This is a genomic window from Pseudomonas sp. H3_E04, from assembly GCF_054668915.1.
In genome coordinates this window covers 2,165,479-2,191,896 of record NZ_CP162797.1, presented here as the reverse complement: position 1 = coordinate 2,191,896, position 26,418 = coordinate 2,165,479, and the positions used below count along the sequence as shown (strand labels likewise).

The 26,418-nt window shown below is 60.6% G+C and carries 18 protein-coding genes; 14 read left to right on the top strand and 4 right to left on the bottom strand.

Annotation, left to right across the window (positions count from 1 at the left end):
• The first annotated feature begins 38 nt into the window (after positions 1-38).
• The 6 genes from AB4N53_RS09750 (at position 39) to AB4N53_RS09725 (ending at position 10,526) form a co-directional block, all read left to right on the top strand.
• Complete coding sequence (locus tag AB4N53_RS09750) at positions 39-1,766, top strand: autotransporter assembly complex protein TamA (RefSeq protein WP_460120124.1); 1,728 nt, start codon at positions 39-41, stop codon at positions 1,764-1,766.
• On the top strand, positions 1,763-5,437 hold the full coding sequence (locus AB4N53_RS09745) for a translocation/assembly module TamB domain-containing protein (RefSeq protein WP_460120122.1): 3,675 nt from the start codon (positions 1,763-1,765) through the stop codon (positions 5,435-5,437). The genes AB4N53_RS09750 and AB4N53_RS09745 overlap by 4 nt, the downstream gene beginning before the upstream one ends.
• A gap of 226 nt (positions 5,438-5,663) precedes the next feature.
• Positions 5,664-6,146, top strand: a complete 483-nt coding sequence (locus tag AB4N53_RS09740) for a MarR family winged helix-turn-helix transcriptional regulator (protein ID WP_460120120.1) — start codon at positions 5,664-5,666, stop codon at positions 6,144-6,146.
• Positions 6,136-7,605 carry an efflux transporter outer membrane subunit gene (locus AB4N53_RS09735; protein WP_460120118.1) on the top strand — a complete coding sequence of 490 codons (1,470 nt, stop codon included), beginning with the start codon at positions 6,136-6,138 and terminating at the stop codon, positions 7,603-7,605. Before AB4N53_RS09740 ends, AB4N53_RS09735 begins: the two co-directional genes overlap by 11 nt.
• Before the next feature lie 15 nt (positions 7,606-7,620).
• On the top strand, positions 7,621-8,823 hold the full coding sequence (locus AB4N53_RS09730) for an HlyD family secretion protein (RefSeq protein ID WP_460120116.1): 1,203 nt from the start codon (positions 7,621-7,623) through the stop codon (positions 8,821-8,823).
• A 173-nt stretch (positions 8,824-8,996) separates the two neighbouring features.
• Positions 8,997-10,526: a DHA2 family efflux MFS transporter permease subunit gene (locus AB4N53_RS09725; protein ID WP_460120114.1), complete on the top strand. Its 1,530-nt coding sequence runs from the start codon at positions 8,997-8,999 to the stop codon at positions 10,524-10,526.
• Positions 10,527-10,648: 122 nt separating this feature from the next.
• On the opposite strand, the gene lpxH is transcribed toward AB4N53_RS09725, so the two are convergent.
• Together lpxH and AB4N53_RS09715 are read right to left on the bottom strand one after the other, a co-directional pair.
• Entirely contained in the window at positions 10,649-11,410 is a 762-nt protein-coding gene (gene lpxH, locus AB4N53_RS09720) for a UDP-2,3-diacylglucosamine diphosphatase (protein WP_460120112.1), read from the bottom strand.
• Positions 11,407-11,913 carry a peptidylprolyl isomerase gene (locus AB4N53_RS09715; protein WP_095189877.1) on the bottom strand — a complete coding sequence of 169 codons (507 nt, stop codon included), beginning with the start codon at positions 11,911-11,913 and terminating at the stop codon, positions 11,407-11,409. Before AB4N53_RS09715 ends, lpxH begins: the two co-directional genes overlap by 4 nt.
• Positions 11,914-12,163: 250 nt before the next feature.
• Here AB4N53_RS09715 and AB4N53_RS09710 point away from each other — a divergent pair, with 250 nt between their 5' ends.
• Positions 12,164-13,861: a glutamine--tRNA ligase/YqeY domain fusion protein gene (locus AB4N53_RS09710; RefSeq protein ID WP_460120110.1), complete on the top strand. Its 1,698-nt coding sequence runs from the start codon at positions 12,164-12,166 to the stop codon at positions 13,859-13,861.
• Between the two features lie 18 nt (positions 13,862-13,879).
• On the top strand, positions 13,880-15,262 hold the full coding sequence (gene cysS, locus AB4N53_RS09705) for a cysteine--tRNA ligase (protein ID WP_460120108.1): 1,383 nt from the start codon (positions 13,880-13,882) through the stop codon (positions 15,260-15,262).
• Between the two features lie 198 nt (positions 15,263-15,460).
• Here the strand turns inward: cysS and AB4N53_RS09700 are convergent, their stop codons facing one another.
• Complete coding sequence (locus tag AB4N53_RS09700; protein WP_460120106.1) at positions 15,461-17,296, bottom strand: sigma-54-dependent Fis family transcriptional regulator; 1,836 nt, start codon at positions 17,294-17,296, stop codon at positions 15,461-15,463.
• Between the two features lie 347 nt (positions 17,297-17,643).
• On the opposite strand from AB4N53_RS09700, the gene AB4N53_RS09695 reads away from it, so the two are divergent.
• Genes AB4N53_RS09695 through AB4N53_RS09670 form a run of 6 tightly spaced genes read left to right on the top strand, consistent with a single transcriptional unit; the run spans position 17,644 to position 23,596 of the window.
• Positions 17,644-18,738, top strand: a complete 1,095-nt coding sequence (locus AB4N53_RS09695; RefSeq protein WP_016775291.1) for an ABC transporter ATP-binding protein — start codon at positions 17,644-17,646, stop codon at positions 18,736-18,738.
• Positions 18,738-19,850 carry an ABC transporter ATP-binding protein gene (locus AB4N53_RS09690; RefSeq protein WP_125927401.1) on the top strand — a complete coding sequence of 371 codons (1,113 nt, stop codon included), beginning with the start codon at positions 18,738-18,740 and terminating at the stop codon, positions 19,848-19,850. The genes AB4N53_RS09695 and AB4N53_RS09690 overlap by 1 nt, the downstream gene beginning before the upstream one ends.
• On the top strand, positions 19,847-20,713 hold the full coding sequence (locus AB4N53_RS09685; RefSeq protein WP_007961995.1) for a carbohydrate ABC transporter permease: 867 nt from the start codon (positions 19,847-19,849) through the stop codon (positions 20,711-20,713). The genes AB4N53_RS09690 and AB4N53_RS09685 overlap by 4 nt, the downstream gene beginning before the upstream one ends.
• A 9-nt stretch (positions 20,714-20,722) precedes the next feature.
• Entirely contained in the window at positions 20,723-21,523 is an 801-nt protein-coding gene (locus tag AB4N53_RS09680; protein ID WP_041477086.1) for a carbohydrate ABC transporter permease, read from the top strand.
• A 10-nt stretch (positions 21,524-21,533) separates the two neighbouring features.
• Positions 21,534-21,806: a DUF2160 domain-containing protein gene (locus AB4N53_RS09675; RefSeq protein ID WP_038861868.1), complete on the top strand. Its 273-nt coding sequence runs from the start codon at positions 21,534-21,536 to the stop codon at positions 21,804-21,806.
• Positions 21,807-21,853: 47 nt separating this feature from the next.
• Positions 21,854-23,596 carry an ABC transporter substrate-binding protein gene (locus AB4N53_RS09670; RefSeq protein WP_460120103.1) on the top strand — a complete coding sequence of 581 codons (1,743 nt, stop codon included), beginning with the start codon at positions 21,854-21,856 and terminating at the stop codon, positions 23,594-23,596.
• Between the two features lie 136 nt (positions 23,597-23,732).
• Here AB4N53_RS09670 and AB4N53_RS09665 read toward each other — a convergent pair whose 3' ends face one another.
• Entirely contained in the window at positions 23,733-26,417 is a 2,685-nt protein-coding gene (locus tag AB4N53_RS09665; RefSeq protein WP_460120101.1) for an RHS repeat domain-containing protein, read from the bottom strand.
• Position 26,418: the final 1 nt, after the last annotated feature.

Here is a 26,418-nt window from a genome sequence, read left to right as displayed (position 1 = left end):
TCTATCAGGCTCCCGAGCCCGTGATAGCATCCGCGCCTATGAAGTTTCCACGAAGATTTACCAGCGGCGTGCTGATGCTGTTATCCAGCTGCGCGGCGCTGGCGCAAAGTGAATTGGATGTACGGATCAAGCCGTCCAACGATGAACTCAAGGCCAATATAGAAGGCTATATCGGCAGCCTCGGCGATCGCGACGAAGAAGCCTTGCTGCGCTTCAGTCGCGGTGCCGAAGAGCAGGCGCGCAAAGCGGCGCAGGCGTTGGGCTACTACCAGCCGCAGATCGACAGTGACGTCAAGGGCGGGGAAAAACCGCGTCTGGTGCTCAACATCGATCCCGGCGAGCCGATTCGGCTGCGCAACGTCACCGTACGTGTCGATGGCCCGGCGGCCTCGCTGAAATCGTTCCGCGTACCGAAAGGCGACCTGCTCAAATCCGGCGCCGTGCTCAACCATGGCCGTTACGAAGATGCCAAGCGGGTCATTCAGAACCAGGCCTCGCGCTTCGGTTACTTCAGTGGCCATTTCACCAGCCAGAAACTCATGGTCGACCCGCGCGCAGGTGTCGCCGATATCGAATTGATCTACGCCAGCGGCCCGCGTTATGCGCTGGGAAAAGTCAGTTTCGAGGGCGACACGCCCTTCGACGAAGACCTGCTGCAACGCATGGTGCCGTTCAAGGCAGGCGAGCCTTACGATTCGGAACTGATCGCCGAACTCAATCGCGATCTGCAATCGAGCGGCTATTTCGAAGGCGTGCGCGTCGACGCGGCACCGACGGCAGCGCAGAACGATGTGATTCCGGTCGCCGTCAAACTCGACACGCGCAAGCCGCGCACCATGGGTCTGGGCCTCGGTTATTCGACCGACGTCGGCCCACGGATCAAGGCCAACTGGACGCGTCACTGGGTCAACCCGCAGGGCGACAGCTATGGCTGGGAGGCCGAACTCTCGGCGCCCCGGCAGAACGTCGGGCTGTTCTACGACATCCCGCTCGACCCGCCATTGACCGACAAACTGCGCTGGGCCGGCGGCTATCAGTTCGAAGACATCGAAGGCTCCGACACCCTCAGCAAGCTGCTGACTTTCGGCCCGGAATGGCACAGCAAGTTGCCCAGCGGCTGGCAGCGGGTGATCTCGCTGAAATGGCAGCGCGAGGAATACGAACTCGGCGACGACTCCGGCCTGAGCACGTTGCTGATGCCCGGCATCAGTTATTCCTATCTGAAAAGCGACAACCGCATCGATCCGCGTAACGGCTATCGCCTGAGCTTCGAAAGCAAAGTGGCCAAGGAAGGTCTCGGTTCCGACAACAACCTTTTATATGGCACCGCGCTGGTCAAAGGCCTGACCACGGTGTTCGACAAGCACCGCTTGCTCGGTCGCGTGCAGGTGGGCGGCAGCGCCACCAATGGCTACAACTCGGTTCCGCCGTCGCTACGCTTCTTTGCCGGTGGCGATCAGAGCGTGCGCGGTTACGACTATCAGAGCCTGTCGCCGAAAAACTCTGACGGCGACCGCATCGGCGGCCGCTATATGATTGCCGGCAGCGTCGAATATCAATATTCGATCGCCGAGAAATGGCGGGTCGCGACCTTCGTCGACCAGGGCAACTCTTTCAACAAACTCGAACTGCCCGACCTCAAGACTGGGGTCGGTGTGGGCGTGCGCTGGGTCTCGCCGGTCGGGCCGATCCGCCTTGACCTGGCCCACGCGCTGGACGACGACGGCGGCATCCGGCTGCACTTTTCCATAGGGCCTGAGCTGTGAAGCGTGGTGTGAAAATAACAGCGCTGACTCTGTTGGCGCTGGTCTTGTTGATCGTTTTGAGCCTCGCTGCGCTACTTGGCACGCAGGCCGGCAGTCGGTGGGCGTTGGGCCTGGTGCCGGGCCTGAGCGTGGAGAATTTCCACGGTCGCCTCGCTGGGCAGTGGAGCGCCGATCACCTGGTGTGGCAGCAGGACACCAGCCGAGTCGAGCTGAACAAGGCGATCTTCGCCTGGTCGCCGCTGTGCCTGACGCGCATGACCTTGTGCATCGATCAGCTCAAGGCCGATCAGGTGATCCTGCAATTCCCGCCGAGCGAAGAAACCACCGAAAGCGGCCCGATCACACTGCCGGACCTGCAATTGCCGTTGGCCATTGAGCTGGGCGATGTCGAGGTCGGCAGCCTGTTGTTCAACGGCAGCGAACAGCTCAAGGGCTTGCAACTGGCAGCGCACTGGACCACTCAGGGCTTGCAGATCGACAGCGTGAAATTGCAGCGTGACGAACTCAGCCTGAACCTGTCCGGCCTGCTGCAACCAAGCGGCAACTGGCCGCTGACTATTCAGGGTGATCTGACCTTGCCCGCCCCCGGCAGCGAGCCGTGGACCCTGGCGCTGAAAGTCGACGGCGACCTGCTGAAAACCCTCAACCTGCACGCCGACAGCCGAGGCTACCTCGACGGCCAGTTGAACGGCGAGCTGCAAGCGTTGGCGGAAAACCTGCCGGCCAAGCTGCGCATCACCAGCGACGCGTTCAAACCGAGTGCCGATCTGCCGGACACGCTGCAATTCAATCAGCTTGTGCTCACGGGCGAAGGCGACCTGAAAAACGGTTATCAACTGCTCGGCAACGCCACGCTGCCCGCCGAGAAATCACCGGTGGCGCTGCTACTCAAGGGCAAAGTCGACGCCAACGGCGCGCAGATCGCCGGGCTCGACCTCAACGCCAACGACACGCAAAGCCTCAAGCTCACCGGCAATGTCGACTGGAGCAAAGGCCTCAGCGCCCAGGCCAACATCCACTGGCAAGACTTCCCGTGGCATCGGCTCTATCCGGAAATCGACGAGCCGCAAGTGACGTTGCGGACTTTCACCGGCGAAGTGTCCTACACCGACGGTCAGTACCTCGGCAATTTCGACGCTGCGCTGGATGGCCCGGCCGGGGCGTTCACATTAAGCAGCCCGTTCAGCGGCAGTCTGGAACAGATCGCCTTGCCGCAACTGGTCATGCAGGCCGGGCAGGGCAAGGCCGAAGGGCACGTCAATGTGCGCTTCGCCGACGGCATCGCCTGGGATACTGCGCTGGATCTGTCGGCGCTCAACCCGGCGTACTGGGTCGCCGAACTGCCGGGCACGTTGGCCGGGCCGCTGAAGAGCAAAGGCGAGATGAAGAATGATCGACTCAGCCTCAGCGCCGACCTCGATCTCAAGGGCAAGTTGCGCGGCCAACCGGCGGTCCTCCAGGCCAAGGCTGACGGCGCGGGCGAGCGGTGGAATCTCAATGCCCTGCAGATCCGCCTCGGCGACAACAGCATCAACGGCAAGGGCAGCCTGCAGGACAAGCTCGGCGGTCAGATCGACATCAAGCTGCGGCGTCTGGCTCAGCTCTGGCCGCAACTGCGCGGGCAGGTCAACGGTCAGATCAACGTCGCCGGTACGCTGAAGGCGCCGCAGGGCAAGCTCGATCTGCAAGGTTCGCAACTGGCCTTCCAGGACAACCGCCTGCAAAGCCTCAACCTCGACGCCACCCTCGACAGTGCGCAGCGGGCGAAGATCAATCTCAAAGGTAGCGGCATTCAGACTGGCGATACTTCGCTCGGCACCCTGACCGCCAGTGCTCAGGGCGATATCAAAAGCCAGAAACTCAACCTCGACCTGATCGGGCCGAAGCTGAAACTGGCGCTGGGGCTGGACGGCAATCTGGACAAGGGCAACTGGCGCGGACGTCTGGCCAGCGGTGACATTCAGGCCGGTGGCCAGGACTGGAGGCTGCAAAACCCGGCCAAACTGGAGCGCCTGGCGGACGGCCAGATCAATTTCGGCGCGCATTGCTGGCTGTCCGGCAACGCCAGCCTGTGTGGCGAAGACCAGCGCCTGGCGCCGGAGCCGAAGCTGCGTTATCACCTCAAGCAATTCCCGATCGAAAGCCTTGCGCAGTGGCTGCCCAAAGACTTCGCCTGGCAGGGCCGGCTCAACGCCGACCTGCAACTGGACCTGCCAGCCAGCGGCCCGAACGGCGTGGTCAGTGTCGATGCCAGCGGCGGCACCCTGCGCGTGCGTGACAAGGATCGCTGGGTGGATTTTCCCTACCAGACGCTCAAGCTCAGCAGCAAGCTCACGCCCAAGCGCGTCGACACCGAGCTCAATTTTGTCGGCGGCAAACTCGGCGAATTGATGGTCCAGGCGCAGCTCAATCCGCTGCCGAAAAACAAACCACTGAGCGGCTCGTTCCGCCTCTCCGGCCTCGACCTGTCGGTGGCGCGGCCGTTCGTGCCGATGGTGGAAAAACTCACCGGCCGGCTCAATGGTAGCGGCACTATTTCCGGTGGCCTGCTCGCACCGCTGGTCAACGGCACGGTGCAGCTCAGCGATGGCGAAGTGTCCGGCGCCGAACTGCCGATGGAGCTGCAGAATCTGCAACTGACTGCGGCGATCGCCGGCGAATCGGTGCGCCTGGACGGTGGCTGGAACAGCGGCAAGACTGGCAAGGGCAGCCTCAACGGCAACGTCGCCTGGGGGCAGGCTCTGGTGGTCGATCTGGCGCTCAAGGGCACGCAATTGCCAGTCAGCGTCGAGCCCTACGCCAAACTGGAAATGGCTCCGGATCTGAAAATTTCCATGGCCGGCGATGAGCTGAAAGTTGCCGGCAAGGTGCTGGTGCCGAAAGGCGAAATCACCGTGCGTGAATTGCCGCCATCGACGGTAAAAGTCTCCGACGACACGATCATCGTCGGCGCGCAGACCGAGGAGGGCAAACCACCGATCGCGATGAAAATGGACATCGACGTGATCGTCGGCCAGGACAAGCTGAGCTTCGCCGGTTTTGGCCTGACCGCCAATCTGCAAGGCCAGGTGCACATCGGCGACAACATGGACACCCGTGGCGAACTGTGGCTCAACGACGGCCGCTATCGCGCCTACGGCCAGCGCCTGACGGTGCGGCGCGCGCGTCTGTTGTTCGCCGGCCCCATCGACCAGCCCTATCTCGACATCGAAGCGATCCGCCAGACCGACGACGTCATCGCCGGTATTCGCCTGAGCGGAAGCGCCGAACAGCCGACCACGCAGATCTTCTCCGAACCGGCGATGAGCCAGGAACAGGCGCTGTCGTACCTGGTGCTGGGCCGTCCGCTGAGCACCAACGGCGAAGACAACAACATGCTCGCTCAGGCCGCACTGGGCCTGGGTTTAATGGGCAGCGCCGGAGTCACCAGCGGCCTGGCCAAGGATCTGGGTATCGAGGATTTCCAGCTCGACACCCAGGGCAGCGGCAACGACACCAGCGTCGTCGCCAGCGGCAACATCTCGGAAAAACTCAGCCTGCGCTACGGCGTCGGCGTCTTCGAACCGGCCAGCACCATCGCCCTGCGCTACAAGCTGAGCAAGAAGGTCTACGTCGAAGCGGCGAGCGGCGTGGCGAGTTCGCTGGATATTTTCTACAAGCGGGATTTCTGAAGATTTTCTGAAAGATCAAAAGATCGCAGCCTTCGGCAGCTCCTACAGGGTTCACTTCAAACCCATGTAGGAGCTGCCGAAGGCTGCGATCTTTTCGCTTTACCCGCAAAACCAACTCCACTGGTCAACTAATTACCAAGCCCCCTAACTATTGCGTTGACATTCGCTGCCTAAGCAGTAACATCTCGACATACATTCACTGCCTAGGCAGTTATCAGGTCGCCCCATGAACCATTTCACCCCGGAAGAATTCAAACATTGCCACCTCGGCCTGTTGCTCGGCCGTGCCGCGTTGCTCAAGGACCGGATCATCGACACCCACATGGAACCCCACGGCATCACCGCCGCGCAGTTCAAGGTGTTGATCATCATGGCCCAGTTCGGCGTCGACACCCCGGCTGAGCTGTGCCGGCATCTGTCGCTCGATAGCGGGTCGATGACGCGCATGCTCGATCGTCTCGAGCAGAAGGCTTTTCTGATCCGCCAGCGCAGCGAAGGCGACCGTCGTCAGGTGCAGCTGAAACTGACCGAGCAGGGCCAGCAACTGGCTGATCGCCTGCCGCACATCGGTGCCGATGCGATGAATGAACTGGCCGGCGCGATCTCCCGCGAAGAGCTGAAAACCCTGGAATACATCCTCAAGAAAATCCTGCTGGCCGCCGGTGACCCGATCACCATCCAGCGTCTAGGTGAACACAATGAGCGCTAAGACCTTGCGCAGCAGCCTGACGCTGTTGCTGTCGGCGATGATCCTCGCCGGTTGCGCCAATTACAGCGGCCTCGACACTGAAGGCCAGCGTCTCGCCGCGGCGCAACTGAAGACAGCGCAGTCTCTGGACGGCGTGACGCTGTCGCCGGCGGCGTGGCCGAAAAGTGATTGGTGGAGCAGCCTTGGCGATCCGCAGCTCGACGGCCTGATCCGCGAAGCCCTGCACGACAGCCCGGACATGCAGATCGCCGCAGCCCGCGCCCATCAGGCCAGTGCAGCCGCCTATGCCGCCGATGCCGAGCGTTATCCGACCCTCGACGCCAGCGCCGGCATCAGCCGTTCGCGTCTGGCTCGTGATCAGGATCCGCTGGGGCAGGGCGGTGCCTATGCGACGGTGCGCAATGTCAGCGCCGGTTTCAATTACAACTTCGACTTGTGGGGCGGTCAGCGCGATGCCTGGGAAGCCGCACTCGGCGAGGTTCGCGCTGCTGAAGTCGACCGTCAGGCCGCGCAGCTGACACTCGCCGCTGACGTCGCCCGTGCTTACAGCGATCTCGGTCAGGCGCACATCGTTTACGACCTCGCCAGCGAAGACCTCAAGCGCACCCGGCAAATGCTTGATCTCAGCCAGCGTCGCTTGAGTTCGGGGATCGACAGCCAGTACCAGTTCCAGCAAACCCAGAGTCTGGAAGCCAGTTCCCAGGCCAGCCTGATCGACGCGGAAAAACGCTTGAACAGCGCGAAAATCGCCTTGGCCGTATTGCTCGGCAAAGGCCCGGATCGCGGCAATGAGATCGCCCGACCGAAAGTCTTGCAAGCCAGCGCCGTGGCAGTGCCATCGGTGTTGCCGGCGGAACTGCTCGGCCGCCGCCCGGATCTGGTTGCGGCGCGCTGGCGTGTCGAAGCGGCGAGCAAAGACATCGATGCGGCGAAAACCCGTTTCTATCCCAACCTCAATCTGTCGGCCTCGGCCGGCGCCGAGTCGTTGCTGGGTGATGCGATGTTCGGTTCGGCCAGCCGCTTCTTCAACATCGCGCCGACCGTGTCGCTGCCGATTTTCGATGGCGGACGCCTGCGCGCCAACCTTGATGCCCGCGACGCTGATTACGATCTGGCGGTGGCGCAGTACAACAAAAGCCTGGTGAAAGCCCTCGGCGATGTCGGCGATACGATCAATCAGCTGCGCGATATCGGCCGGCAGATCGGTGCGCAGCAGCACGCCACCGACATCGCTCAGGACTCTTACAACACCGTCGTCCAGCGTTACGGTTCCGGCATCGGCAACTACCTGGACGTGCTCAGCATCGAGCAGCAATTGCTCCAGGCCCAGCGTCAGCTGGCGACCCTCAATGCCGAGCAGATCGACCTGTCGATTCAACTGATGCAAGCGCTGGGCGGCGGCTTTCAGGGTGAAAACCTGAACGCAGCCAACGCCAGCCCAGCCTCGTCGCACCCATAATTCAAGGTATTTGTCATGGCCACTGCCGAAAACACCCAAGCTCAAGACAACAACCCGGACACCGGCAACCCGCGCAAACGCAAGGTGATGCTGCTGGCCCTCGCCGTGGTCGTCCTGCTCGCCATTGCCGGCGTCTGGGCCTATCACGAGTTCATCGGGCGCTTTAATGAAAGCACCGACGATGCCTACGTCAACGGCAACGTCGTGGAGATCACGCCGCTGGTCACCGGCACCGTGGTCAGCATCGGCGCCGACGACGGGGACCTGGTCCAGGAAGGCCAGGTGCTGGTCAACTTCGACCCCAACGATGCCGAAGTCGGCCTGCAAAGTGCCAAGGCGAAACTGGCGCGCACCGTGCGTCAGGTGCGCGGTTTGTACAGCAACGTCGACGGCATGAAAGCCCAGGTCAACGCGCAGCAGGCCGAAGTGCAGAAGGCGCAGGACAACTACAACCGACGGAAAAATCTCGCCCAAGGCGGGGCGATTTCCCAGGAAGAACTGTCCCACGCCCGCGACGACCTGACCTCGGCGCAGAACGCACTGGCCAACGCCAAACAGCAACTGAAAACCACTAGCGCACTGGTCGACGACACCGTGGTCTCGTCGCATCCAGACGTGATGTCGGCGGCCGCCGATCTGCGTCAGGCCTACCTGACCAATGCGCGCAGCACCTTGATCGCTCCGGTCACCGGTTACGTCGCCAAGCGCACCGTGCAACTCGGTCAGCGCGTGCAGCCGGGCACCGCGTTGATGGCGGTGATTCCGCTGGATCAGCTGTGGATCGACGCCAACTTCAAGGAAACCCAGCTGCGTGACATGCGCATCGGCCAGCCGGTTGATATCGAGGCCGATATCTACGGCAGCGACGTGAAATACAACGGCACCGTCGACAGCCTCGGCGCCGGTACCGGCAGCGCGTTTGCCTTGCTGCCGGCGCAGAACGCCACCGGTAACTGGATCAAGATCGTCCAGCGTGTGCCGGTGCGTATCCACATCAATGCCGAAGAGCTGGCCAAGCATCCGTTGCGTGTCGGTCTGTCGACCAATGTCGAGGTCAATCTGCACGACCAGAGCGGCCCGGTGCTGGCCCAGCAACCGCCGCAGAAAGCCTCGTTCAGCACCAACGTCTACGAGCGCCAACTGGCCGAGGCGGACGCGATGATTGCTCAACTGATCCACGACAACAGCGCCGCAGCGGGCAAGACCGCGCAACGCTGACAGCGCTTTCGAAGCTGACTCAAGACCCTGTGGGAGCGAGCCTGCTCGCGAAGCGGTGTGTCAGACGACATCTATGTTGGATGTCAGTCAGCATTCGCGAGCAGGCTCGCTCCCACAAAGGGCTGCTGTGTCTGTAACTGACGCAGCGCCAACCCGGTTTCATAGGATTCAGAATGAGCAATAACGCTTCTTTCACGCCGCCCAGCCTGTTGCTCAGCACCATCGGCCTGTCGCTGGCGACGTTCATGCAAGTGCTCGACACGACCATCGCCAACGTGGCACTGCCGACGATTTCCGGCAACCTCGGGGTAAGTTCGGAGCAGGGCACCTGGGTGATCACTTCGTTTGCCGTGAGCAACGCGATTGCGTTGCCGCTGACCGGTTGGCTCAGCCGCCGCTTCGGCGAGGTGAAGCTGTTTCTGTGGGCGACGATGCTGTTTGTACTGGCGTCGTTTCTCTGCGGTATCTCGACCTCAATGCCCGAGCTGATCGGCTTTCGTGTGCTGCAAGGCCTGGTGGCCGGGCCGCTGTACCCGATGACGCAGACGCTGTTGATCGCGGTGTATCCACCGGCGAAACGCGGGATGGCTCTGGCGTTACTGGCGATGGTCACCGTGGTTGCGCCGATTGCCGGGCCGATTCTCGGCGGCTGGATCACCGACAGTTACAGCTGGCCGTGGATCTTCTTTATCAACGTGCCGATCGGCATCTTTGCGGTGATGGTGGTGCGTTCGCAACTGGCGAAACGGCCGGTGGTGACCAGTCGCCAGCCGATGGACTACGTCGGCCTGATCACGCTGATCATTGGCGTCGGCGCATTGCAGGTGATCCTCGACAAAGGCAATGACCTGGACTGGTTCGAGTCGAATTTCATCATCGTCGGCGCGGCGATTTCCATGGTCGCCCTGGCGGTGTTCGTGATCTGGGAAATGACCGACCGCCACCCGGTGGTCAACCTGCGCCTGTTCGCCTATCGCAACTTCCGCATCGGCACGCTGGTGCTGGTGCTGGGTTATGCCGGGTTCTTCGGCATCAACCTGATCCTGCCGCAGTGGTTGCAGACGCAAATGGGCTACACCGCGACCTGGGCGGGACTTGCCGTGGCGCCGATCGGGATTCTGCCGGTGTTGCTGTCGCCGTTTGTCGGCAAATACGCGCACAAGTTCGACCTGCGATTGCTCGCCGGCATTGCGTTTCTGGCGATTGGCCTGAGCTGCTTCATGCGTGCCGAGTTCACCAATGAGGTCGACTTCCAGCACATCGCTCTGGTGCAGCTGTTCATGGGCATCGGTGTGGCGCTGTTCTTCATGCCGACCCTGAGTATTCTGATGTCGGACTTGCCGCCGAGCCAGATCGCTGACGGCGCAGGCCTGGCGACTTTCCTGCGGACGCTGGGCGGCAGCTTCGCGGCGTCGCTGACCACGTGGATCTGGATTCGCCGGGCCGATCAGCATCATGCGTATATGAGCGAAAGCATCAGCACGTTCGAGCCAGCCACCCGCGAGACCTTGAACCAGTTGGGCGGGGCGAGCCAGTCGGCGTATGCGCAGATGGATCAGATTCTCACCAGCCAGGCGTACATGCTCTCCACCGTGGATTACTTCACGTTGCTGGGCTGGGGGTTTATGGGGTTGATTCTGATCGTATGGCTGGCGAAACCGCCGTTTGCCGCGAAGGCCGGGCCTGCTGCCAGCGGGCATTAACCTGAAACGCAGCATCTGTGGGAGCGAGCCTGCTCGCGAAAGCGGTGTGTCAGACACTCGACTGCTGAATGACACACTGCATTCGCGAGCAGGCTCGCTCCCACAGGGTTTTGTATTTGGCTTTAAATCGTTGGGGCGGGCAGGGCGGGCAGGGCGGGCGGCGGGGCGAAATCGAACGGCGCCAAGGCATACCCGCTCTCATCGACCTGCAACGCCCAACCCTGACGATCCCAATCCCCCAGCACAATCCGCTTCGCCGCCTGCTCGCCGAGCTGCAACTTGTGAATCGCCGGGCGATGGGTGTGCCCGTGAATCAGGGTTTTCACGCCAAATTCCTGCATGATCCGCGGAATCTCTTCCGGCGTTACATCGACAATGTCATTGGCCTTCATCCGCGTCTGTGCACGGCTTTCGCTGCGTAACTTGCGCGCCAGTTTGTGGCGGCTGCTCAGCGGCAGATGACGGAGGATGAACAGGGTGATCGGGTTGCGCAGGTAGCGGCGCAGCTTCATGTAGCCAACGTCGCGGGTGCACAGGCTGTCGCCGTGCATCAGCAGCACTGGCTCGCCGTAGAACTGCACGACACTCGGGTCCTTCAGCAATGTGCAGCCGGCCTGTTTGCAGAAGGCCTTGCCGAGCATGAAATCGCGATTGCCGTGCATCAGAAAGATGGCCGTGCCGCTGTCGCTCAAATCGCGCAGGGCCTGGCAGATGGAACGCTGAAAGGGCGTCATGGCGTCGTCGCCAATCCATGCCTCGAAGAAGTCGCCGAGGATGTACAACGCATTCGCCGAGCGGGCGCGTCCGGCGAGCAAATCCAGAAACGCCCGGGTAATGTCCGGGCGCTCCTCTTCCAGATGCAAATCTGAAATCAGCAATATCACGCTTCGATGATCTCGGCTTTCTCGATGATCACGTCGTCTGCAGGTACGTCCTGGTGGCCGGCCTTGGAAGTGGTCGACACGCCTTTGATCTTGTCGACAACGTCGGTGCCAGCGGTCACTTTACCGAATACCGCGTAGCCCCAGCCCTGCACGTTCTTGCCGCTGTGGTTGAGGAAGGTGTTGTCGGCAACGTTGATGAAGAACTGCGCCGAAGCCGAATGCGGCTCCATGGTGCGGGCCATGGCGACGGTGTATTTGTCGTTGGAGAGACCGTTGTCCGCTTCGTTCTGGATGCTTGGACGCTTGTCTTTCTTTTCTTTCATGCCAGGCTCGAAACCGCCGCCCTGGATCATGAAGTTGCCGATGACACGGTGGAATACGGTGTTGGTGTAGTGACCGGCGTTGACGTATTCGATGAAGTTGGCAACGGTGATCGGCGCCTTTTCAGCGTTCAGTTCGATGACGATGTCGCCATGGTTGGTGGTCAGTTTGACTTGAGTCATGATCGCTACTCTTCTGAGGAATTCGTGGTTCTGGGACATTGAGCCCCACAACCGGTTCAGCCTGCTTCGGCCAAGGTGCGCAGTTTAGCGTGACAGGCGCGAATTTCGAGGCGGTTTTTCATTTCCCGGCGATTAAATGCGTGCCTTTATAAGAGCTGCTCTGTCAGGCCCTTGACAGCATCGGCTATGATAGCGGCTTTGTTTTGTCTGGCCCCTCTTTGCGGCCGCGCACCTGTACGTCAAGGATCCTATGAGCAAGCCCACTGTCGACCCTAACTCGAATGCCAAGTCCGGCCCTGCCGTGCCGGTCAACTTCCTGCGGCCGATCATCCAGGCAGACCTGGACTCGGGCAAGCACACCCAGATCGTGACTCGCTTCCCGCCGGAGCCCAACGGCTACCTGCACATCGGCCACGCCAAGTCGATCTGCGTCAACTTCGGCCTGGCCCAGGAGTTCGGCGGCGTCACGCACCTGCGTTTCGACGACACCAACCCGGCCAAGGAAGATCAGGAATACATCGACGCCATCGAAAGCGACGTCAAATGGCTGGGCTTCGAATGGTCCGGTGAAGTGCGCTACGCCTCGCAGTATTTCGACCAGTTGCACGACTGGGCCGTCGAGCTGATCAAGGCCGGCAAGGCCTACGTCGACGACCTGACCCCGGAGCAGGCCAGGGAATACCGTGGCAGCCTGACCGAGCCGGGCAAGAACAGCCCGTTCCGCGACCGTTCGGTAGAGGAAAACCTCGACCTGTTCGCGCGCATGAAGGCCGGTGAATTCCCCGACGGCGCGCGCGTCCTGCGGGCGAAGATCGACATGGCCTCGCCGAACATGAACCTGCGCGACCCGATCATGTATCGCATCCGCCACGCTCATCACCACCAGACCGGCGACAAGTGGTGCATCTACCCGAACTACGACTTTACCCACGGGCAGTCGGACGCCATCGAAGGCATCACTCATTCGATCTGCACCCTCGAGTTCGAAAGCCATCGTCCGCTGTACGAGTGGTTCCTGGAGAACCTGCCGGTGCCGGCGAACCCGCGCCAGTACGAGTTCAGCCGCCTGAACCTGAACTACACCATCACCAGCAAGCGCAAGCTCAAGCAGCTGGTGGACGAGAAGCACGTCAACGGCTGGGACGATCCGCGCATGTCCACGCTGTCGGGCTTCCGCCGCCGTGGCTACACGCCGAAATCGATCCGCAACTTCTGCGAAATGGTCGGCACCAACCGTTCCGACGGCGTGGTCGACTTCGGCATGCTCGAATTCAGCATCCGCGACGACCTCGACCACAGCGCCCCGCGCGCCATGTGCGTGCTGCGTCCGCTGAAAGTGGTCATCACCAACTACCCGGAAGGCCAGGTCGAAAACCTCGAACTGCCACGCCACCCGAAAGAAGACATGGGCGTGCGCGCGCTGCCGTTTGCCCGGGAAATCTACATCGACCGTGAAGACTTCATGGAAGAGCCGCCGAAGGGCTACAAGCGCCTGGAACCGGCCGGTGAAGTGCGTCTGCGCGGCAGCTACGTGATCCGTGCCGACGAAGCAATCAAGGACGCCGACGGCAACATCGTCGAACTGCGTTGCTCGTACGACCCGGACACCCTCGGCAAGAACCCGGAAGGGCGCAAGGTCAAAGGCGTGATTCACTGGGTGCCGGCCGCCGCCAGCGTCGAATGCGAAGTGCGTCTGTACGATCGCCTGTTCCGTTCGCCGAACCCGGAGAAGGCCGAAGACAGCGCCAGCTTCCTCGACAACATCAACCCTGACTCGCTGCAAGTGCTGACCGGTTGTCGCGCTGAGCCATCGCTCGGCAACGCCCAGCCGGAAGACCGTTTCCAGTTCGAGCGCGAAGGCTACTTCGTCGCGGACCTGAAGGACTCGAAACCCGGTCAGCCGGTATTCAACCGTACCGTGACCCTGCGTGATTCGTGGGGCCAGTGAGTGAGTCAAGGAACTAACGTGCTAACGATTTACAACACGCTCACCAAGAGCAAAGAAGTCTTCAAGCCGCTGGATGGCAACAAGGTGCGCATGTACGTCTGCGGGATGACCGTGTACGACTACTGCCACCTCGGCCACGGCCGCAGCATGGTCGCGTTCGACCTGGTGACGCGCTGGCTGCGCTTCAGCGGTTATGACCTGACCTACGTGCGCAACATCACCGACATCGACGACAAGATCATCAATCGTGCGCGCGAGAACGGTGAATCGTTCGAAGCGCTGACCGAGCGCATGATCGCCGCGATGCACGAAGACGAAGCGCGCCTGAACATCCAGAAGCCGGACATGGAACCGCGCGCCACCGATCATATCGCCGGCATGCACGCGATGATCCAGACCCTGATCGACAAGGGCTACGCTTACGCCCCGGGCAACGGCGACGTGTACTACCGCGTCGCCAAATTCATGGGCTACGGCAAGCTGTCGCGCAAGAAGATCGAAGATTTGCGCATTGGCGCGCGCATCGAAGTCGATGAGTCGAAGGAAGACCCGCTCGACTTCGTCCTGTGGAAAGCCGCCAAGCCGGGCGAGCCGAGCTGGGAATCGCCTTGGGGCGCCGGGCGTCCGGGCTGGCACATCGAGTGCTCGGTGATGTCGACCTGCTGCCTCGGCGAGACCTTCGACATTCATGGCGGCGGCAGCGACCTGGAGTTCCCGCACCACGAAAACGAAATCGCCCAGAGCGAAGCGGCCACCGGCAAGACCTACGCCAACGCGTGGATGCATTGCGGGATGATTCGCATCAATGGCGAGAAGATGTCCAAGTCCTTGAACAACTTCTTCACCATTCGCGACGTGCTCGACAAGTACCACCCGGAAGTCGTGCGTTACCTGCTGGTGTCGAGCCACTACCGCAGCGCGATCAACTATTCGGAAGACAACCTCAAGGACGCCAAGGGCGCACTGGAGCGTTTCTACCACGCGTTGAAAGGCCTGCCGACGGTGGCACCGGCTGGCGGCGAGGCGTTCGTCGAGCGTTTCACCACGGTGATGAACGACGACTTCGGTACGCCGGAAGCGTGCGCGGTGTTGTTTGAGATGGTGCGCGAGATCAACCGTCTGCGCGAGAGCGATCTCGATGCAGCGGCGGGGCTGGCGGCACGTCTGAAAGAGCTGGCGAGTGTGCTGGGTGTGTTGCAGCTGGAGGCCGATGACTTCCTGCAGGCGGGCGCTGAAGGGCGGGTCGATGCGGCTGAGGTTGATGCGCTGATTGCGGCGCGCCTGGCGGCGCGTGCGGGTAAGGATTGGGCTGAGTCTGATCGTATCCGTGACCAGTTGACGGCGATGGGTGTGGTGCTGGAAGACGGCAAGGGTGGGACTACCTGGCGTCTGGCTGACTGATTGCCTTACCTGTGACAGACAAACCCGCCTAGTGCGGGTTTTGTTTTTTCTTCCTCAGGACCAGGGTTGACCCGGCTGATGCCTTCGCGAGCAGGCTCGCTCCCACATCGGACTTTCGTCATGTCTGTTATTTGTGCGCGACTCGCACCTTCCTGTGGGAGCGAGCCTGCTCGCGAAGGCGTCCTCAAGGCCGAGTTGTCATTCAGCCTGCCGCAACCGCTTGTAAAGGGTATTGCGGCTCACCCCCAGCCGCCGCGCCAGGTGCGAAATATTCCCCCCGGCCGCCTTCAACTCGCGATTCAGCGCTTCAACATCATTCAAATCCAGCCCCAGCGGCGGCGCCGTCTCCACTGGCTCCATCTCCAGATCGACAAAAAAATCATCCGGAAGATGCTCCGGCCGCACCGGTTGCTCCTCGGCCATGGCCAACGCCACCTGCATCACGCTGCTGACCTGACGCAAATTCCCCGGCCACGGGTGCTTTTCAAACAGCTCCAGCACCTCCGGGCTCAGCCCCGCCCATTGCGTCGGCTCGCGATGTTGCTCCCACAGCCGTTTGAACAGCGCCTGCTTGTCACTGCGCTCGCGTAACGGCGGCAGCTCCAGGGTCAGACCGCCGATGCGGTAGTACAAATCCTCGCGAAAGCGGCCCAGTTGCACCTGCTCGCGCAACGATCGGTTGGTCGCGGAAATGATCCGCAGGTCCACCGGGAACAACTCACTGCTGCCCACCGGCTGCACGCAACGTTCCTGCAACACCCGCAACAAGCGCGCCTGGGTGGGCAGCGGCATATCACCGATCTCATCGAGAAACAGCGTGCCTTTGTCGGCCTTGCGGATCAGGCCGATGCTGCCTTTCTGGTTGGCCCCGGTGAACGCGCCTTTCTCATAACCGAACAATTCAGACTCGACCAGTTCAGCGGGGATCGCCGCGCAGTTCACCGCGATGAATGCCTGTTTTTGCCGAGAGCTGGCCTGGTGCAAGGCTTTGACGAACACTTCCTTGCCGACGCCGGTCTCACCGTGAATCAGTAACGGAATGTCTTTTTCCAGCAAGCGCTCGGCCTGGCGTACGGCTTTTTCCACGCGGCTGTCGCCGAAATGCAGCGCGTTGAGGCTGATCGCGCTGGCTGGCGCAGGCTTGTCCTCGGCGGCAAACACCCGCGCCTGCACCGGTGCCTGTTTCGGCCGTTTCAGCAAGCACTGGAAACGGTTGCGTCCGGAGGTCTGCAAGGCAAAAGGCAGACCCTCGGGCTGATTGATCAACTCCAGCAGCGACACCTTGAACAGGCTTTCAACGCTGACTCGGGACAGACGCACACCGAGCAGATTGTCGGCCCGGCGATTGGCCGACAGCACCTGCCCGCTCTCGTCGAAAATCAACAACCCCGCCCATTGGCTGTCGAGGTTGTTCAACCCGGTGTTGAAGGTCAGTTGAAAATGCTGGCCATGGAACAGGTTGAGGATCAGCCGATTCTCCACGGTCTGGCTCATCATCTTGACCATGCCCAGGGTGTGCGAGGGTGGCAGGTAGCTGTCGCTGGAGACATCGAGCACGGCGATGACCTTGCGCTCGGCGTCGAAGATCGGCGCAGCGGAGCCGGTCATGAAGCGGTTGGCCTTGAGGAAGTGTTCGTCGTGCTCGATATGCACCGCCTGCTCACAGGCCAGTGCGGTGCCGATCGCGTTGGTGCCGCTGCTGCGCTCCATCCAGCTCGCCCCGGCCTGAAAACCCCGGGCCAGACTCGGTTCGATAAAGCGTTGCGTGCCCCATGAGGTCAGTACCTGGCCCTGATTGTCGGCGAGCATGATCAGGCAGTTGGAGTTGCTGAGGATGTTTTCATAGTAGGGCAGGACTTCCTGATGCGTGGTCTGCACCAGCGAGTGATGGCTGTCGAGCAACCGCGCAATGCCGGCGGCGGGTAACTGATCGAAGGCCGGCGTGCTCTGGTGGTCGAGGCCGAACGCGCGGCAACGTTGCCAGGAGGTCTGGACGATCGCATCGTGGGACAGCGGCGAAGCAGGTGCGGCCATGGGGGCGAGCCTCTGAATGCAGCGATTTTATTATTGTTATGAGGTCCACCATCCCCTGTAGGAGCTGCCGAAGGCTGCGATCTTTTGATTTTGATCTTGAAAAAGCAAAGTCAAAGTCAAAAGTTCGCAGCCTTCGGCAGCTCCTACATGGGGGTGAACAGTGCATAGAGTGTTGTTCACTATTGTTCATTGTCAATCACCCCGACTGTTCAAAAGTGTTCAGCTGTGAACGCCACTTCCCTGCGTAATCAACGATTTTCACGGCAAATCAACCACTTGCCATTTTTGGCACGAATGTCGCTCTGTTGCTCCGGTCGCTTGACTCCAAAAATAAAAAAGGCCGAGCCATGTCACTCACCCTGGAGCACGTCAGCCGTACCGTCGAGGGCCAGATCTGGATCGACGATGCGTGCCTGAAATTCGAACCCGGATCCTTCAACGTTCTGCTCGGGCGCACCCTGTCCGGCAAGACCAGTCTCATGCGTCTGATGGCCGGCCTCGACAAGCCCGACAGCGGCCGCGTGCTGATGAACGGCGTCGATGTCACCCAGCGCCCTGTGCGGCTGCGCAACGTGTCGATGGTCTATCAGCAGTTCATCAATTACCCGACCATGACGGTGTTCGAAAACATCGCCTCGCCACTGCGTCAGGCCGGCATCTCGAAAGAGATCATCCACAGCAAGGTGCAGGAAACCGCACGCATGCTGCGCATCGAGAAGTTCTTGCAGCGCTATCCGCTGGAGTTGTCCGGTGGGCAGCAGCAGCGCACGGCCATGGCCCGCGCGCTGGTCAAGGATGCTGAGCTGATCCTGTTCGACGAGCCGCTGGTCAACCTCGACTACAAGCTGCGCGAAGAACTGCGTCAGGAAATGCGCGAGCTGTTCAAGGCCCGGCACACCATCGCCATCTACGCCACCACCGAGCCCAACGAAGCGCTGGCCCTCGGCGGCACCACCACCATCCTGCATGAAGGCCGGGTGATCCAGAGCGGGCCGTCGACCGAGGTCTATCACCAGCCGCAGTCGGTGCTCGCGGCTGAATTGTTCTCTGAGCCGCCGATCAACCTGATGCCGGGACGCATTGCCGGCAACGAAGTCAGTTTTGCCAATTTCGTCCACTTTCCGCTGAACGTCGACCTGCGCCCGGTGGGCGAGGGTGAGTTTCGCTTCGGCGTGCGTCCCAGCCATATTTCGTTGGTGCCAAGCAACGATGACGACCTCGAATTGGCGGTGACCGTCGAAGTCGCCGAAATCAGCGGTTCGGAAACCTTCCTGCACGTGCGCAACGAGCACTTTCTGTTGGTGCTGCACTTGCCCGGGGTTCACGAATACGACGTCGATGCGCCGATCCGCATCTATATCCCGACCCACAAACTGTTCGTTTTCGATGCGCAGGGCCGTCTGGTGCAAGCACCGGGCCGGCGTGTCGCGAGGGTTGCCTGATGGCCGAAATCCGTTTGCAGCACCTCGCCCACAGCTACAGCAAAACCCCGAGCGGCGCCGAGGATTATGCGATCCGCGAGATGGATCACGTCTGGGAGCAGGGCGGTGCCTATGCCTTGCTCGGCCCGTCCGGTTGCGGCAAGTCGACCTTGCTCAACATCATTTCCGGCCTGCTCAGCCCGTCTCAGGGCCATGTGTTGTTTGACGGCAAAGCGGTCAACGACCTGACCCCGGAGAAGCGCAACATCGCCCAGGTTTTCCAGTTTCCGGTGGTCTACGACACCATGACCGTGTTCGATAACCTCGCTTTCCCGCTGCGCAACCAGGGCATGGCCGAGGCGAAAGTGCACAGCAAGGTGCAGGAAATTGCCGAAGTGCTCGACCTGCAGAATCTGCTGAGCAAGAAGGCGCGCAACCTCACCGCCGACGAAAAACAGAAAGTCTCCATGGGCCGTGGGCTGGTGCGCGACGACGTCTCGGCGATCCTGTTCGACGAGCCGCTGACGGTGATCGACCCGCACCTGAAGTGGAAGCTGCGGCGCAAGCTCAAGCAGATCCATGAGCAGTTCAACATCACCATGGTCTACGTCACCCACGACCAACTGGAGGCCTCGACCTTCGCCGACAAGATTGCGGTGATGTACGGCGGCCAGATCGTCCAGTTCGGTACGCCACGGGAATTGTTCGAGCGGCCGAGCCACACCTTTGTCGGCTATTTCATCGGCAGCCCCGGCATGAACCTGATCGAGGTACAGCCGCAACCCGGCGGCGTCGGTTTCGCCTCGACGCACTTGCCGCTGTCCGACGCCTTGCAGCGCCATATCGAGCACGGCCAGTGGAAAAATCTCAAGGTCGGCATCCGCCCCGAGTTCATTCACGTGTGGGACGAGCCGTTTGACGACGCGATGCAGGCCAAAGTCGTACACGTCGAAGACCTCGGCACCTACAAGATCATGACCCTCAACCTCGACGGCGCGCCTTTGAAGGTGCGTCTGGCCGAAGACAAACCGGTGCCCCAGGGCACGGCATACATCAGTTTCCCGGCGCAATGGCTGATGGTCTATGCCGACGAATTTCTCCTGGAAGCCAGCGACGAGGAGGTGCAGCCATGAACAAGGTGCAGAACAACAAGGCCTGGTGGCTGGTATTGCCGGTGTTCCTGCTGGTGGCGTTCAGTGCGGTGATCCCGATGATGACCGTGGTCAACTATTCGGTGCAGGACATCTTCGACCAGTCCAGCCGCTACTTCGTCGGTGCGGACTGGTACAAGCAAGTGCTGCTCGATCCGCGTCTGCATGATTCGCTGCTGCGCCAGTTCATCTATTCGGCTTGCGTGCTGCTGATTGAAATTCCGCTGGGCATTGCCGTCGCGCTGACCATGCCGACCAAAGGCCGCTGGTCGTCGGTGGTGCTGATCATTCTGGCGATTCCGTTGCTGATTCCGTGGAACGTGGTCGGCACCATCTGGCAGATTTTCGGCCGCGCCGACATCGGCCTGCTCGGTTCCAGCCTCAATGCGCTGGGCATCAGCTACAACTACGCGGCCAACACCATGGACGCCTGGGTGACGGTGCTGGTGATGGACGTCTGGCATTGGACTTCGCTGGTTGCGCTGCTGTGTTTCTCCGGCCTGCGGGCGATTCCCGACGTCTATTACCAGGCTGCGCGCATTGATCGCGCCTCGGCGTGGGCGGTGTTCCGCCACATTCAATTGCCCAAGCTGAAAAGCGTACTGCTGATCGCGGTGATGCTGCGTTTCATGGACAGTTTCATGATCTACACCGAGCCGTTCGTGCTCACCGGCGGCGGGCCGGGCAATGCCACGACCTTTTTGAGTCAGACCTTGACGCAGATGGCTGTAGGGCAATTCGACCTCGGTCCGGCAGCGGCGTTTTCGCTGGTGTACTTCCTGATCATCCTGTTGGTGTCGTGGCTGTTCTATACCGCCATGACGCACTCCGACGCCAACCGTTGAGGCCCGGCCATGAGCAAGAGAAAGCTGATTCCGTTGCTGGTGTACATTCTGTTCCTGCTGGTGCCGATCTACTGGCTGCTGAACATGTCGTTCAAGAGCAACACCGAAATCCTCGGCGGCCTGACACTTTTCCCACAGGAATTCACGCTGGCGAACTACAAGGTGATCTTTACCGATCCGAGCTGGTACACCGGCTACTTGAACTCGCTGTATTACGTCAGCCTCAACACGGTGATTTCCCTGAGCGTGGCGTTACCGGCGGCTTACGCGTTTTCACGCTATCGTTTCCTCGGCGACAAACACCTGTTCTTCTGGCTGCTGACCAATCGCATGGCGCCGCCGGCGGTGTTCTTGCTGCCGTTCTTTCAGCTGTATTCGTCGATCGGGCTGTTCGACACACACATCGCCGTGGCCTTGGCGCACTGCCTGTTCAACGTGCCGCTGGCGGTGTGGATTCTCGAAGGTTTCATGTCCGGCGTGCCCAAGGAGATCGACGAAACGGCCTACATCGACGGCTACAGTTTCCCCAAGTTCTTCGTGAAGATTTTTATCCCGTTGATCGGCTCCGGCATCGGTGTCACGGCGTTTTTCTGCTTCATGTTTTCCTGGGTCGAGCTGCTGCTGGCGCGCACGCTGACCTCGGTCAACGCCAAGCCGATTGCGGCGGTGATGACGCGTACGGTGTCGGCGTCGGGGATCGATTGGGGCGTGCTGGCAGCGGCGGGGGTGTTGACCATCCTGCCGGGCATGCTGGTGATCTGGTTTGTGCGCAACCACGTGGCCAAGGGCTTTGCCCTCGGTCGAGTCTGAGGAGCTGATGATGGAATGGATGAGCTGGACGACACCGACCGCCGCGTTCTTCATCGGCATCGGTCTGATCCTGGTGGGCATGACCACCTGGGAATTGCGCTCGCCGAGCATTCTGCGGCGCGGGTTTCTGCCGATTGCCACGACCCGTGGTGATCGCTTGTTTATCGGTCTTCTCGGCAGCGCCTACCTGCACTTGCTGGTAATCGGCGTCACCGACTGGAGCATCTGGGTGGCGTCCGCGTTGTCCCTGGTGTGGCTGTTGGCTGTGATGCGTTGGGGCTAGTCGAATCGTTCGGCAACGCGGCTCCACAACTTAAACAGGAGGTCTCTATGTTCAATAAAAACAATAAGCTGCGACATAGCATTTCATTGGCAGCCATGCTGGCACTCAGCGGTTTGAGCGCATCTGCCTGGGCCGACGCCTACGAAGATGCTGCAAAAAAATGGATTGGCAGCGAGTTCAAGCCCTCGACCCTGACGGCCGAACAGCAGCTGGAAGAGCTGAAGTGGTTCATCAAGGCCGCCGAGCCGTTTCGTGGCATGGACATCAAGGTCGTCTCCGAGACCCTGACCACCCACGAATACGAGTCCAAGGTGCTGGCCAAGGCCTTCAGCGAAATCACCGGGATCAAACTCACCCACGACCTGCTGCAGGAAGGCGACGTGGTCGAGAAGATGCAAACAGTCATGCAGTCGGACAAGAACATCTACGACGGCTGGGTCAACGACTCCGACCTGATCGGCACGCACTTTCGCTACGGCAAGACCGAGTCGATCACCGACCTGATGGCCAACGAAGGCAAGAACTTCACGTCGCCGACCCTCGACATCAAGGATTTCATCGGCATCTCCTTCACCACCGCGCCGGACGGCAAGATCTATCAACTGCCCGACCAGCAATTTGCCAACTTGTACTGGTTTCGCGCCGACTGGTTCGAGCGCGCCGACCTGAAAGCCAAATTCAAGGAAAAGTACGGTTACGAGTTGGGCGTGCCGGTGAACTGGTCGGCCTATGAAGACATCGCCAAATTCTTCAGCGAAGACGTCAAGGAAATCGATGGCAAACGCGTCTATGGCCACATGGATTACGGCAAGAAAGATCCGTCGCTGGGCTGGCGTTTCACCGATGCCTGGTTCTCCATGGCCGGTGGCGGCGACAAGGGCATCCCCAACGGTTTGCCGGTGGACGAGTGGGGCATTCGCGTCGAGGACTGCCATCCGGTCGGCTCCAGCGTGACCCGTGGCGGTGACACCAACGGCCCGGCGGCGGTGTTTGCCACCACCAAATACGTCGACTGGTTGAAGAAATACGCGCCACCGGAAGCGGCCGGCATGACCTTCTCCGAGTCTGGCCCGGTGCCGTCACAGGGCAACATTGCCCAGCAGATTTTCTGGTACACCGCGTTCACCGCCGACATGACCAAACCGGGCCTGCCGGTGGTCAACGCCGACGGCACGCCGAAATGGCGCATGGCGCCGTCGCCGCGCGGGCCGTATTGGGAAGAGGGCATGAAGCTCGGCTATCAGGACGTGGGATCGTGGACGTTCATGAAGTCCACGCCTGAGAAACAGAAACTGGCGGCGTGGCTGTACGCGCAGTTCGTCACGTCGAAAACCGTGTCGCTGAAGAAAACCATCGTCGGTCTGACGCCGATTCGCGAGTCGGACATCAACTCGCAGGCGATGACCGATCTGGCACCGAAGCTCGGCGGTCTGGTCGAGTTCTACCGCAGCCCGGCCCGCGTGCAATGGACCCCGACCGGGACCAACGTGCCGGATTACCCGCGTCTGGCGCAACTGTGGTGGAGCCACATCGCCGAAGCGGCCAGCGGCGAGAAGACTCCGCAACAGGCGCTCGATGGTTTGGCCAAGGATCAGGACCGCATCATGGAACGCCTCGAACGCTCCAAGGCTCAGGCCACTTGCGCGCCGAAGATGAACCCGGAACGCGACGCCCAGTACTGGTTTGACCAACCGGGCGCACCGAAGCCGAAACTGGCCAACGAGAAGCCGAAGGGCGAAACCGTGAGCTATAGCGAACTGCTGAAATCGTGGGCGGATGCGCGTAAGTGATGTTGGAGATGTGAGAAGCGAACGGCACCGGAAGGTGCCGTTTACCTTTCTTCCCATCGATCTGAAGCAATAGCCACCTGGCTCCCATATGTTTTGAGGCGCGCGCATTCCATCAAAGAGTTCAGCGGAATGGAAATCAGTGTTTTACGTTGTTAGCAAATTGCGTCAGCACCTTTATTTTCTTTCGGTCGTATACGTCTATCGTGTACTGCGCAAACTCAAAGGGGTGCGCTTCCATATCGACGGGGTAAACCTTGTTGTCTTTCTCGGACCAGAGGAAGTTATGGTCCTGTACATCTTGGTGGAACAAATCCTTTGCTTCCATTTCCTCAAACATGTTCAAAAGTGCATTGGCGCCGCTTGCCGGAATGGAACCTTTCTTGATGTCGCCGAGGGGGATGCCATCGAGTTTTATCATCTTGAGGTAAATCTGATTGTCTTCAATAAGTGCCGTCGCCGAGCCTGCTCCATAGTAAGCATTGAAGCTCTCGGCTTCGGATTTTACATACACCGGAATACTGTCTTGCTTGTCGGCTCCTCTGAACTTTTTATAGACATGTTTTCCGTCGGCGCTTTCGTATATTTCTCCTTCGCCCCCGCCCGCTATAGGAGGGCGACCACCAATATCATCTGCAATCGAGGTTGGCTTGTTCTCCAGCGAAGAATCTGTCAATTGCAGTTTTTCCATCAACACTTCGATGGGGTGGCTTGCGCCCGGGACTTCTGGAGACAAGGGCGGTGTCTCAGGAAATCTGAATCTCGTACCGTCATCAAATACCGAGTGTGCTGAAAATGGCGTTGATGATAACGGCGAAGGCGACGATCCCGGAGGCTCTTCAGTTGGAAGTTCCTTATTGATGCCCTCACGAATTCGGCCATCAATATCGAAGTAGGTCAACGGATTGCTTTTCACCATGCTGAACAGATTTAGACCATCAATCACCCCGGACGGATCCGGGTTCAACCATCGCTGCCAACCCGCCACGTAATACCTGAACCCGTAATAATAAAGCCCGGTCGCATCCCGCTCTTTGCCTGAATAGCGCAGCGTTTTATAACTTGCCTCGATTTCGCCGCGCCCGGCAAACCACGCGGTGGTGCCGAAAGGATGGTAACGCTCATGACTGATTACCTGGCCGGCGCTATCGAGCTCCAGCGTGCAGCTACCCAAATGGTCGTTGAGGTTGTAACGCGTTTGATCGTTGTCGATGTCTTTGGGCGGTTCGGATTCCCAGTGCAACACCTGCACGCTGCTGCGCCCGGCCTGAACATTGATCACCTGGAGTATTTCCCCCGTACCACTGTGGGTACGGATTTGCAGATTCGGCAGATAACGCGTCTGAGCCATCAACGTTCGAGCGTTGGTCTGCATCAGCCGCAGTTTGTGCACGCGCATGCCGTCTGCGGCGTATCGGTATCGCTCGTTGTCAGCCGAACGGTCATCCCGCAAAACCAGCTGGACTTCACGCAATTGATTGCGCAAGTCCCAGTTGAGAGTCTGTCCTGGTTGCAGATCAAGCAGATTGCCGTTGGCGTCGAAGCCGTTGCGCAAATCCTCCTCACCCGGCTCCTGGCCATTGCGCACCGGCAAACAGCGGTTGCTGTGCGCGGCGGCAATCAGACGATGGCCCTGACTTTGCGGGCCGTCGTGAGTCAGTTGGAGCAAATTGCCGCTGCGATCATAGCAATAGGTCTGGGTGTAATTGGCAATCGCCGCAGGATCGTCAATCAGCGAAAACCTTGAGGTTTGGCCCGACTCCCAACCCGTAGCCTCGATCAACTGATAGAGGCTGTCGTAACGGTAGCGATTCACCGGTTCGATGCGCTGGTTGGCGAAGTAGCGAATTGGCAGGGCGGCGTCTTCGATGCTCAGTACATTGCCTACGGGATCATAGGCATAGCGCAGATCTTGGAGGATGTCGCTCCCGCGCCGGCTTTGCACGCGGATCAGCCTGCCATCGTCAGCGGCGTAGTCCAGTTCGGTGATTACACCGTTGCCAGCCGTTTCCTCAAGGGTCTGGTTCCGGGCGTTGTACTGGATGGCGCGGACCAAGGTCTTCGCTGCAGTGTCTTTCGTCAATTGCAGACGTACCTCGCGCAACTGGCCGTCGAGGGTCTGGCTGAAAAGCTGCCGATGTGCCTTGGCGTCGATCTGTTCGACGGCCTCGGCCAGGGAATTGAAAACCGTGCGACTCGTGGCACCGGCACCGTCTTCAAGCCACTCATCCCGCTCGCTCACTTCGGCAGGCCAGTCCGGCTCCTCCAGCGTGCGCAGAAAATGCCGCGTCTGCTGCACGACGCCACCGGTCAACCCGAACTGTTCGAACAACTGCGTGCCGGCCGGATCATCGTGGCGAATGAGTTGCCCGCACTGGTTACGCGTGGCGAACGCCGAATCGCTGCCGGCATAACCATAACGCTCGGCGCACAAAGGTTCGCCATCGGCGGCGTGTTCGAACACAGCCAGTGGCCGCAACTGTTCGTCGTACTCGATTCTGCGCTGGCTGCGACGGCCATCCCAACCGTGCAGCGCTTGACGCGCCTCGCCCCACAGGCTCGCGCGCCATCCGGCGTCAACGCTGACGGTGCTCAGCACCTGACCGGTCAGTGAATAGACCGTAGTGAGGTTGGCAGGGGCTGATGCATCGGTGAACAACCGGGGATCGTGCTGCGCCACCAGTCGCCCGGCAGCATCATGCTGACGGGCAGTTATGCGCGCCTCGGGTTCGCTGCCGTTATCGCGCCAATAGGCAATCTGCCGCACCGGCAGGCCACGGCTGTCGATGGCTACCAGGTCGGGGGTGCGCGCATGGATGTGCATG